The following is a 10,000-nucleotide window of genomic DNA, read 5'->3' as shown; positions in this document are numbered from 1 at the left end:
TGCCTGAGGATGGGCAGGGGGCGAGGAATGAAAAGTCATACATATTGGCTGGCGGCGCGATAGAAATAAAACCCTTGATTTCGGGGCGACGCATCAAAAGCTGCATTCCGATCCATGCACCAAACCCAAATCCGGCGACCCAAGTGGTAACAGCTTCAGGATGAATCGACTGCACCCAGTCTAATGCAGAAGCGGCATCGGAAAGTTCACCGATCCCGTTATCAAAAGTCCCTTGCGAGCGGCCAACACTTCTGAAATTAAAGCGTAAGGTCGCAAAACCACGGCGGGCAAAGGTCTGGTAAAGTGCCATGGTGATATGATTATTCATCGTACCACCGCCTTGAGGATGCGGATGAAGAATGAGCGCTACGGGCGCGCGTGGTCTTGATCCGGGTTGAAATCGACCTTCAAGACGCCCTTCGGGGCCGGGGAAAATGACTGCAGGCATGGTTATCCATTTGGTTATCGGGCAAAAAACGCCCTAAAGACAGGTTATCATTCTGAACTTATATAAGGTTAGCTTTCTTTCGAAGCAATATTTCAAGCTTTTTTAGCGACAGGCTCTGTAAGGATTTCACGCGTGAATAGCCGAATTTATCTTGATTACGCTGCAACGACCCCGATAATTGCTCCGGCTCGACGGGCAATGAATGATGCTTTTGACATATGGGCGAACCCCTCTTCGCCCCATAAAGACGGCAGACATATGCGCGCTTTGATAGAAGAAGCACGCATCAGGATAAAAGAAGCGTTAAATTGGCCGCATCATCTGATTTTCACCAGTGGTGCCAGCGAATCTATCGCTATGGTTTTACAGAGAAACACCCTAGAACAATGCAGTATTTCAGCGGTTGAGCATGATGCCTTTTTAAGAGCTGGTATTGTGCCTGATATTCTGCCGGTTGATAAAAACGGCTATATTATTTCTGAGAAACTACCGGAAAATCAGCTCGTTGCGGTGCAAACTGTCAATAATGAAACGGGCGTTATTCAGCCTGCGGATATTTTGAAGCAACAGCTTTCTGAAAAAAATAGTTTGTGGTTTGCCGATGCGGCGCAGTCTGCCGGAAAAATGCCGTTGCCCGATGCTGATTTTATCAGTCTTTCTGCCCATAAATTAGGCGGAGCGCCGGGTGTCGGGGCTTTGTTGATTCGTGATTGGGCAAAATTGAAGCCTTTTGGGGGGCAAGAGCAGGGGTATCGCGCTGGAACAGAAAATGCGCCCGCAATTTTGGGATTTGCAGCAGCTGTTTGCGAAAAGAAAGATTGGTTTGAAAAAGCCGCGGCTTTGCGAGAAAAACTCGATCAGGCTATTATTGCTTCTGGTGGCGAGGTAGTTGCCTATCAATCGGAGCGGATACCCACTATTGCATCTTACCGGATGCCGGATATGGTAGCCAAAACCCAGCTTATTCTGTTTGATATGGCCGGTATCTCAATATCAGCCGGTAGTGCTTGCTCTTCAGGCAGTCTGAAATCCAGTCCAGTTTTAAAAGCGATGGGTTGGGGGGATAAGGAAGCACAAGAAGTGATCCGAGTCAGTTTTGGCCGAGAAACAACCGAATCCGATATTGACCAATTTACAAAAATATGGCGCCAGATTGCCGAGCAACGCAAAAAAGCCTGACGCATTGCGCCTTGTGACCCGAATTTTTAAGCCTTTGAGGAAGTTTATACATGACTGAGAATCAGACTAAAAAATCAGAGTCTTCTTTTACGAGCGATATTCGTCAAGGAGTCAGTAATGAAGGATGTCTGGTTCTTTATTCCGGTGGTCAGGATTCCGCGACCTGTCTCGCTTGGGCTTTGGAGCATTTTGATCGGGTAGAAACTATCGGTTTCGATTATGGGCAAAGGCACAAAGTCGAACTGGAATGCCGCGAAAATCTCAAACAAAAACTGATTCAGAATTTTCCTGATTGGGCAGCCCGTCTTGGGGAAGACCATATGCTTGATCTGGCTGTGCTGCATCAGGTGAGCGACTGCGCTTTGACACGGGAAACCGAAATTGCCTTTGGGAAAGACGGCATTCCGAACAGTTTTGTTCCCGGTCGGAATCTGCTCTTTTTTACCTTTGCAGCGACGATCGCTTATCGGCGTGGCCTGCGCCATATTGTCGGCGGCATGTGCGAGACGGATTATTCCGGTTATCCTGACTGTCGTGATGATACGATTAAGGCCTTACAGGTGGCGATCAATCTCGGTCTGGAAAGGCGGTTGGTGCTGCATACGCCGTTGATGTGGCTTGATAAGGCTTCTACTTGGCAGATGGCCGAAGAGGTTGGCGGCAAAGAGTTGGTTGAAATTATTCGTCAAGAAAGCCACAGTTGCTATCTAGGTGAACGGAAAATTCTTCACGATTGGGGTTATGGCTGCGGTCATTGTCCGGCTTGTGAATTGCGGGCGGCTGGATGGGAAAACTATCAAAAAGGCCTTTTGGGATAGGCTGATTTTGAGTGAGGCTCTTGTTAAAATAGCAAGGATGATGCCATCCTGTTATGCGTTCCTACAGAGTTTTTTGAAAAAGTTGTTATTCAAAGACAAGCGTTTTTTTTCATAAGATCGAATGCGCCTATTTTGGCGCATTCTTTTTTGTCAATACCATCTCTTTGCTTGACGAAAAATACTCGGTTGATTTAGAGCTTTATACAACATTTAGTAATCACCAAATCAGAATCACACAGCATATATGGTTACAATCTTTCTGTAGCCATCGGGAATATTTAGCCTTTTTTAGGAAAAAACGACCGTTTTTGCTGTGATTTTATCGGATAAATTGAGGGTATATTGATGGCTCGTGCGGCACCGACTTTCCCAGCATTTGTTATCAAACGGAATGGCAATAAAGTTCTGTTTGATAACGATAAGATCAGAATTGCTATCGAAAAAGCGGGCGCGGCTAGTGGTGAGTTCGATCATGCCGAAGCCGCTCGTTTAGCGAAGCAGGCACAAAAAGTGATTTCGCATCGCTTTTCTGATTCTGCGCCTGAAATAGAACAAATTCAGGATATCGTTGAACAGGTTTTGGTCTCTTCCGACTATTTTGCCACAGCGCGCGCCTATATTGTCTATCGCGAGCAGAGATCAAAATCGCGTAAAGATCAGGAAACGATCGTCAAAGTTGAATCCTCGATCAATGAATATTTGGAACAGGCCGATTGGCGCGTGAATGCCAATGCCAACCAAGGTTATTCTTTGGGTGGTCTTATTCTGAATGTGTCTGGTAAGGTCGTTGCCAATTACTGGCTGTCCCATATTTATCCGCCGGAAGTAGGCGAAGCCCATCGCGCGGGTGATCTTCATATTCATGATTTGGATATGCTGTCCGGTTATTGTGCCGGTTGGTCACTCCGCACTTTGTTGACTGAAGGCCTGAACGGCGTTCCCGGTAAAGTCGAAGCCCGTCCGCCGAAACATATGTCGAGTGCTATTGGCCAGATTGTTAACTTCCTTGGCACTTTACAGAATGAATGGGCGGGGGCGCAGGCTTTCAGTTCCTTTGATACCTATATGGCCGCTTTCATCAGAAAAGATGGCTTAAGCTATAAGCAGGTTCGTCAGTATATTCAGGAATTGATCTATAATTTGAATGTGCCATCCCGTTGGGGCACCCAGACGCCCTTTACCAATCTGACTTTTGACTGGACTTGCCCAGACGATTTGAAAGACCAGATTCCGGTGATCGGCGGCGAAGATATGCCCTTTACCTATGGTGATCTTCAGCCTGAAATGGACATGATTAACCGTGCTTATATGGAAGTCATGACCGAGGGCGATGCCAAAGGCCGCGTCTTTACCTTCCCGATTCCGACTTATAATATTACGCCGGAATTTCCTTGGGAAAGCGAAAATGCCACCCGTCTTTTTGAAATGACGGCCAAATATGGACTGCCTTATTTCCAGAATTTCCTGAATTCCGATCTAAAGCCGCATATGGTGCGTTCCATGTGCTGCCGCCTTCAGCTTGATCTGACCGAGCTTTTGAAACGCGGTAACGGCCTCTTCGGAAGTGCTGAACAGACGGGGTCTTTGGGGGTCGTAACGATCAACTGTGCCCGTCTTGGTCGGATGTATCGGGGCAATGAAAAAGGTCTGTTCGATCGTCTTGATACGATGCTGAATATTGGCCGCACCAGCCTCGAAATTAAGCGGAAAGTTATCCAGAAACATATTGATAACGGTCTGTTCCCCTATACCAAACGCTATCTTGGCACTTTGCGGAATCATTTCTCGACCTTGGGAATCAACGGTGTCAATGAAATGATCCGTAACTTCACCGAGAATAAAGAGGATATCACCAGCGAATGGGGCGCAACCTTTGCGGTTCGCTTCCTCGACCATATCCGCGCCAAAATCGTTTCTTTCCAAGAAGAAACTGGCCATCTTTACAATCTGGAAGCAACGCCTGCCGAAGGCGCAACCTATCGTTTTGCACGCGAAGATAAAAAGCGTTTCCCCGATATGTTGCAGGCCGGTAGCGAAACCAATCCCTATTACACCAATTCAAGTCAGCTTCCGGTTAATTTTACAGACGATCCCTTTGAAGCCTTGCAGCGTCAGGAAATTTTGCAGAGCAAATATACCGGCGGCACGGTGCTTCATCTTTATATGGGTTCACGGATGTCGGATGCCGAGGCTTGTAAAAAGCTGGTACGGCGCGCGCTGGAAAATTTCAGACTGCCTTATATCACGATCACGCCGACTTTCTCGATTTGCCCGAAACATGGCTATCTGGAAGGTGAGCATAAATTCTGCCCCAAATGCGATGCAGAACTGATCGCAGCCAAGTGCAACAATAAGGCAGCTTAAGAATTTTAGATATTCATTCGATTAAAAATTTAGAGTTTTAAGGAGAGTAATGATGACCGAGATGAAAAAAGACACTCAGGATTTCGCCAAAATCGAATTGAAAGACGAAGAACGCCAGCCTTGCGAAATTTGGACGCGGGTTATGGGTTACCATCGTCCGGTTTCCTCCTTCAATATTGGCAAGCAGGGCGAATTCGGCCAGCGCGTTTATTTCGAAGAGGGTCGTTGTGGCTGCAACTGATCTTAGGATCGGTGGATTGGCTCCCATGTCCAGTTGCGACTGGCCAGGGGAGCTGGTCGCGACTGTCTTTTGTCAGGGTTGTAGCTGGGACTGTCCTTATTGCCATAACCAGTCGTTACGGCCTGCAATAGATAATTCAGGGAATCGTATTCCTTGGGAAAATGTGCTGGAGTTTCTGGAACAGCGACGCGGCCTTTTGGACGGCGTTGTTTTTTCAGGCGGCGAGCCGACTTTACAGGCCGCCCTTCCTGAAGCAATGCAAATTGTCCGCGATATGGGGCTTAAGATAGGGCTTCATACGGCGGGAATGAAACCGGAGCGTTTCCGGCCATTATTGCCTTTAGTGACATGGGTTGGCTTTGATATCAAAGCGCCTTTTTCTCAATATGAGGCGATCACCCGTATTCCGAATACCGCCGAAAAGGTCAAAACAAGCCTCGGCTATCTTTTGGGAAGCGGGGTCGATTACCAAATTCGCACCACCGTTTATCCTGCGATTTTGGATGATGCAGCCTTGGCCGAAATGAAAACAGACCTAGCCGCTTTCGGCATAAGTGAGTATGTTCTACAGCCTTATCGGGAAGTCTAATTTCCTGTTCCTCTTATTTTGTGCTGAATAGCCAATAACCCTGACGTCTTTTCTGTTTTCCGGTTCAAAGGGAGAAAATTTTGTCCGCAGCTATTCAGCTTGCCCATCTTTCCAAAAATTTCGGCACTCGCCCTGTCTTAAAAGATATCAATCTGACAGTTCCCAAAGGCAGCCTTTTTGCTTTTTTAGGCAATAATGGTCAGGGTAAATCGACTACGATCCGCATTATTACCGGCCTTTATCGGATTACATCCGGCAAGGTGACCGTTTTGGGTCAAGATATGCAGAAAAATCCGATACCGGCTTTGGCACGGATGGGCTGTTTAGTGGATTCCCCAAGCCTATATAGCCATATGACAGCCCGCGAATTTCTGAAAATAGGTTGTGTGGTTAAAGATATTCCCTATCAAGATATTGATCGGGTTTTGGCGATTGTTAATCTCCATACTGAACCACGTTTAAAAATTGCCTTTTATTCTTTGGGCATGCGCCAAAGATTGGCTTTAGCCCATGCCCTACTTGGCAATCCTGAATTATTGGTTCTTGATGAACCGACCAATGGACTTGACCCTGAAGGCATTAAAGAAATCAGGGAATTGCTGATTAGCCTGCCTGAAAAAACAGGCTGCACCATTTTCTTTTCCAGCCATCAATTGGAAGAAGTCGAAAAAACAGCCAGCCATTTGGCCTTACTCGATCAAGGTACCATTCTGTTTCAAGGGGAATTGGAAGAGATCAGAGCCGCAGGCCGGTCAGCATTAAGATTGGACGTGACAGATGTTGAAAAGGCTTTCGCCTTTTTGTCGCAGTCATCCTATCAAGTCAGTCATTATGGCGATCATCGTTTGTTGGTCGATAATATGACACGAGAAGAGGCCAGTGCGCTCTATCGCCAGCTTGTCGCGGCGGATATCGACTTTTATCAAGCTGTTTTGGAAAAACCCTCTTTGGAAGAATGGTTTTCGCAGCAAATGGCTACTTCCAGAAATAAGGCGTAACGTATTTTATGACTGTGCCAAAAACGCAAGGATCATTTCTATTGATGATCCGGCTTATCACAGCCGAATGGTTCAAAATCGAACATCCCCGTCGTTTACTGTTATTGATGCTGTCGCCTGCTTTGGTGACGGCCTTGATCGGCAGGTTTGTAGGGCATCATGACGGTATTTTTCTGGACATAGCTGCGTGGCAAGAGGTTTGGCAGACAATCCTTTTCTTTTGGAGTTGTTTTGCTTTTTCCTTTTTTATAGCTGTTTTGGCAGCGCGTCTTAACGGAATAGAACATAGCAATAATAGTTGGCGAATGATGCTGACATTGCCTTTGCGGCCTTATCATCTGTTTTTTGCGAAACTATCTCTTGAATGGGGATTACTGTTTTTCGCCAATATCATGATGATTTTGGTTTATAGCTTGGCTTTTCTGGTTAGCCCCCACAATTCTATGGCAAGCTATGGCTTTGACATGGCTCTTGTGAAGTCTTTCTTCCTGTTACCTTTTGTGATGCTACCCGTGCTGTTGATCCAACATGCCTTAAGCTGGTTTCTGAAAAATACCCGATTTCCGGTTATTTTTGGGAATATTTGCAGTCTTGCGAGCCTTCCCGTGAGCAGTTATTTCCAAGATAAAGGCTGGCTTTTTTACCCTTGGGATTATGGTCTTCGTTTTGTGCATGATACGTTAGACCTTAAAATGGGAGAAAAAATATTCCCTGTTTCTCAAGGGGGCTTTCTCGCTTTTACGCTTGTTCTTTTTGTGATTGCCGCTTCTGTGGTGACGGTTGTTTTGAAACAGCGTGATATCCATTAGATTTTCATTTTGATGGCCGCATGGATTTTGCGAATCTGGCCAGTAGAAAAAAGCCGCTTTTTCGGATAATAACGGGGAAAAGCGGCTTAATTTTTATATCAGCCATTTTATTTCCGATGCCCTTAACGGCTTTTGCCTTGTTTGTGAGTTTGCATATTTATGACTTCTGTAGTTGCCGATAGCCTGACAGAGACCAAGACTGATACCCAGAAGCCTATTGCGACCCGAAAGGATGGGCGCATTGACCTTTTGGGCTTGTCCCGTGAAGACATACGCGCAGCGTTGAAATCCAAGGGATTGGACGAAAAACAGGCAAAATTGCGCACCAAACAGCTATGGCATTGGATGTATAATCGTGGTGCAGTTGCTTTTGATGGTATGACCGATATTGCCAAGACAATGCGCCCTTGGCTGACCGAACATTTTGTTATTTCGCGCCCCGAAGTCGTTACCATGCAGATATCGACCGATGGCACCCGTAAATGGCTGTTAAAGACTGATGACGGCTATGATTATGAAATGGTTTTTATCCCTGATGCTGACCGTGGCACTTTGTGCATTTCCAGTCAGATCGGTTGCACCCTGAATTGTCGTTTTTGTAATACCGGCACAATGCGTTTGGTGCGGAATCTGACTGTCGGTGAAATTGTAGGTCAGATCATGCTTGCTCGTGACAGCCTTGATGAATGGCCATCAAAACCGGAAGGTCGGCTGTTAACCAATGTCGTGATGATGGGTATGGGCGAGCCACTTTATAATTTTGATAATGTTCGCGATGCCTTAAAATTGGTTATGGATGGTGACGGTATCGCTTTGTCACGCCGCCGGATCACCCTTTCGACTTCCGGTGTGGTGCCAATGATGGCAAGGGCAGGGGAAGAAATTGGTGTTAACCTTGCGGTATCTCTTCATGCCGTTACCAAAGCCGTTCGGGATGAAATCGTTCCGATTAACAAAAAATACGGAATCGACGAATTATTGGCCGCTTGCGCGGCCTATCCTGGGGTCAATAATGCCCGCCGAATTACCTTTGAATATGTCATGTTGAAAGACAAAAATGATAGCGAAGAAGATGCGCGTGAGCTTGTCCGGTTGTTACAATATTACCGATTACCGGCCAAAGTGAATCTGATTCCCTTTAATCCTTGGCCGAATTCACCTTACGAATGCTCAACGCCAGAACGGATCGCCCGTTTTTCCGAGATTGTCTTTAATGCCGGTATTTCAGCACCTGTGCGCCGCACAAGAGGTCAAGATATTATGGCCGCTTGTGGTCAGTTAAAATCAGCAGCAGAAAGACAATCCAAGCGGGATTCAATGATAACATTGTCATAAATGATAAGGGGCATTTCTGCCTTTTTCTATCAAGTTAAAGCATGTAAACTTTTGTTATGTGGCTACTTGATAGATTCTTGAAAAAGCTGGTTCGACAAGGACAATTGATCATTGTCGAATCAAATGGCCATCGTCATTCTTACGGTGTGTCAGAAGGTGAAGCCCCCGTGACGGTGCGTTTCCATGATCCAGAAGCGCCTGACTTCGTGGCAATCCATCCCTATATGGGATCAGGTGAAGCCTATATGGACGGTCGAATGTCCGTCGATGACGAAGATATCATGGGGCTTATCCGTCTTATCCTTAAAAACACTGTCAGGGATAATGCCAATATGTTGGAAGGCGGGATTATCCCCCGCACTATTCAACATTTGACTAACCGTTTCCAGAGGTTGAATTGGGAAAAACGATCAAAGCAAAATGTTGCCCATCATTATGATTTAGATGGTCGTTTATATAACCTCTTTTTGGACAAGGATCGGCAATATAGCTGTGGTTATTTTACCGATATCCATAATAGTCTGGATCAGGCACAGCTTGATAAAAAGATTCACATCGCGTCAAAGCTAGATTTAAAATCAGGGCAGCGAATATTGGATATCGGTTGCGGATGGGGCGGTATGGCGATCTTCCTTGCTGAAATCGCTGATGTCGAAATTTTGGGCGTGACCTTATCCGAAGAACAATTAAAAATCGCTCGCAAACGCGCAAAAGAAGCGGGAGTTGAGGATCGAGTAAAATTTCAGCTCATTGATTATCGCGAAGTCAAAGGGCGTTTTGATCGTATTGTTTCAGTTGGCATGTTCGAGCATGTAGGCCCGCCTTACTATAAAAATTTCTTCAATCATTGTCGTGATATGCTGACCGATGATGGTGTGATGTTGTTGCATACGATCGGACGGCTGGGATTACCCGGAACAACCGACCCATGGACGAATAAATATATTTTTCCGGGGGGATATTGTCCGGCTTTATCAGAAATCGTATCGGCCAGCGAACAGAGCGGCCTTATTCTTTCTGATGTCGAGAATTTGAGGTTGCATTACATGTATACCCTGAATCAGTGGTATAAAAATGTTTTGGCTGCCCGTGCCGAGATTATCAAACTCTATGATGTCCGTTTTTATCGGATGTGGACTTTCTACCTTGCTGGTGCATCGGCCGCTTTTCAATATGGCCAGATGTGTAATTACCAGATTCAATATATCCGCAAACGGGA

General features: G+C 46.0%; 10 protein-coding genes. 9 read left to right on the top strand and 1 reads right to left on the bottom strand.

The window, feature by feature from the left end; translation table 11 throughout:
• Positions 1–448, bottom strand: a 448-nt coding sequence (locus LDL18_RS02545) for an alpha/beta hydrolase (protein WP_296506826.1), incomplete at its 3' end; no start/stop codon positions are given.
• A gap of 132 nt (positions 449–580) precedes the next feature.
• Here LDL18_RS02545 and LDL18_RS02540 point away from each other — a divergent pair.
• From LDL18_RS02540 to LDL18_RS02500, 9 genes are all read left to right on the top strand, one after another.
• On the top strand, positions 581–1,627 hold the full coding sequence (locus tag LDL18_RS02540) for an aminotransferase class V-fold PLP-dependent enzyme (protein WP_296506824.1): 1,047 nt from the start codon (positions 581–583) through the stop codon (positions 1,625–1,627).
• A gap of 50 nt (positions 1,628–1,677) precedes the next feature.
• Positions 1,678–2,445, top strand: coding sequence for a 7-cyano-7-deazaguanine synthase QueC (queC, locus tag LDL18_RS02535; protein ID WP_296506822.1), 768 nt, complete (start codon positions 1,678–1,680; stop codon positions 2,443–2,445).
• Positions 2,446–2,790: 345 nt separating this feature from the next.
• Positions 2,791–4,809 carry a ribonucleoside triphosphate reductase gene (locus LDL18_RS02530; RefSeq protein ID WP_296506819.1) on the top strand — a complete coding sequence of 673 codons (2,019 nt, stop codon included), beginning with the start codon at positions 2,791–2,793 and terminating at the stop codon, positions 4,807–4,809.
• A gap of 52 nt (positions 4,810–4,861) precedes the next feature.
• Entirely contained in the window at positions 4,862–5,050 is a 189-nt protein-coding gene (gene nrdD / locus LDL18_RS02525) for an anaerobic ribonucleoside-triphosphate reductase (protein ID WP_296506817.1), read from the top strand.
• Complete coding sequence (locus LDL18_RS02520) at positions 5,037–5,639, top strand: anaerobic ribonucleoside-triphosphate reductase activating protein (protein ID WP_296506815.1); 603 nt, start codon at positions 5,037–5,039, stop codon at positions 5,637–5,639. Before nrdD ends, LDL18_RS02520 begins: the two co-directional genes overlap by 14 nt.
• Before the next feature lie 80 nt (positions 5,640–5,719).
• Positions 5,720–6,637, top strand: a complete 918-nt coding sequence (locus LDL18_RS02515) for an ABC transporter ATP-binding protein (protein ID WP_296506813.1) — start codon at positions 5,720–5,722, stop codon at positions 6,635–6,637.
• A gap of 8 nt (positions 6,638–6,645) precedes the next feature.
• Complete coding sequence (locus LDL18_RS02510; protein ID WP_296506811.1) at positions 6,646–7,446, top strand: ABC transporter permease; 801 nt, start codon at positions 6,646–6,648, stop codon at positions 7,444–7,446.
• Between the two features lie 159 nt (positions 7,447–7,605).
• Complete coding sequence (gene rlmN / locus LDL18_RS02505) at positions 7,606–8,781, top strand: 23S rRNA (adenine(2503)-C(2))-methyltransferase RlmN (protein WP_296506809.1); 1,176 nt, start codon at positions 7,606–7,608, stop codon at positions 8,779–8,781.
• A 56-nt stretch (positions 8,782–8,837) separates the two neighbouring features.
• Positions 8,838–10,000: cyclopropane-fatty-acyl-phospholipid synthase family protein (locus LDL18_RS02500; protein WP_296506806.1), on the top strand; the 1,163-nt coding region annotated here is incomplete at its 3' end.

This window comes from Zymomonas sp., from assembly GCF_020216885.1.
Lineage (GTDB): Bacteria > Pseudomonadota > Alphaproteobacteria > Sphingomonadales > Sphingomonadaceae > Zymomonas.
The sequence above is the reverse complement of the archived record's forward strand: the minus strand, read 5'-3'. Positions and strand labels throughout refer to the sequence as shown.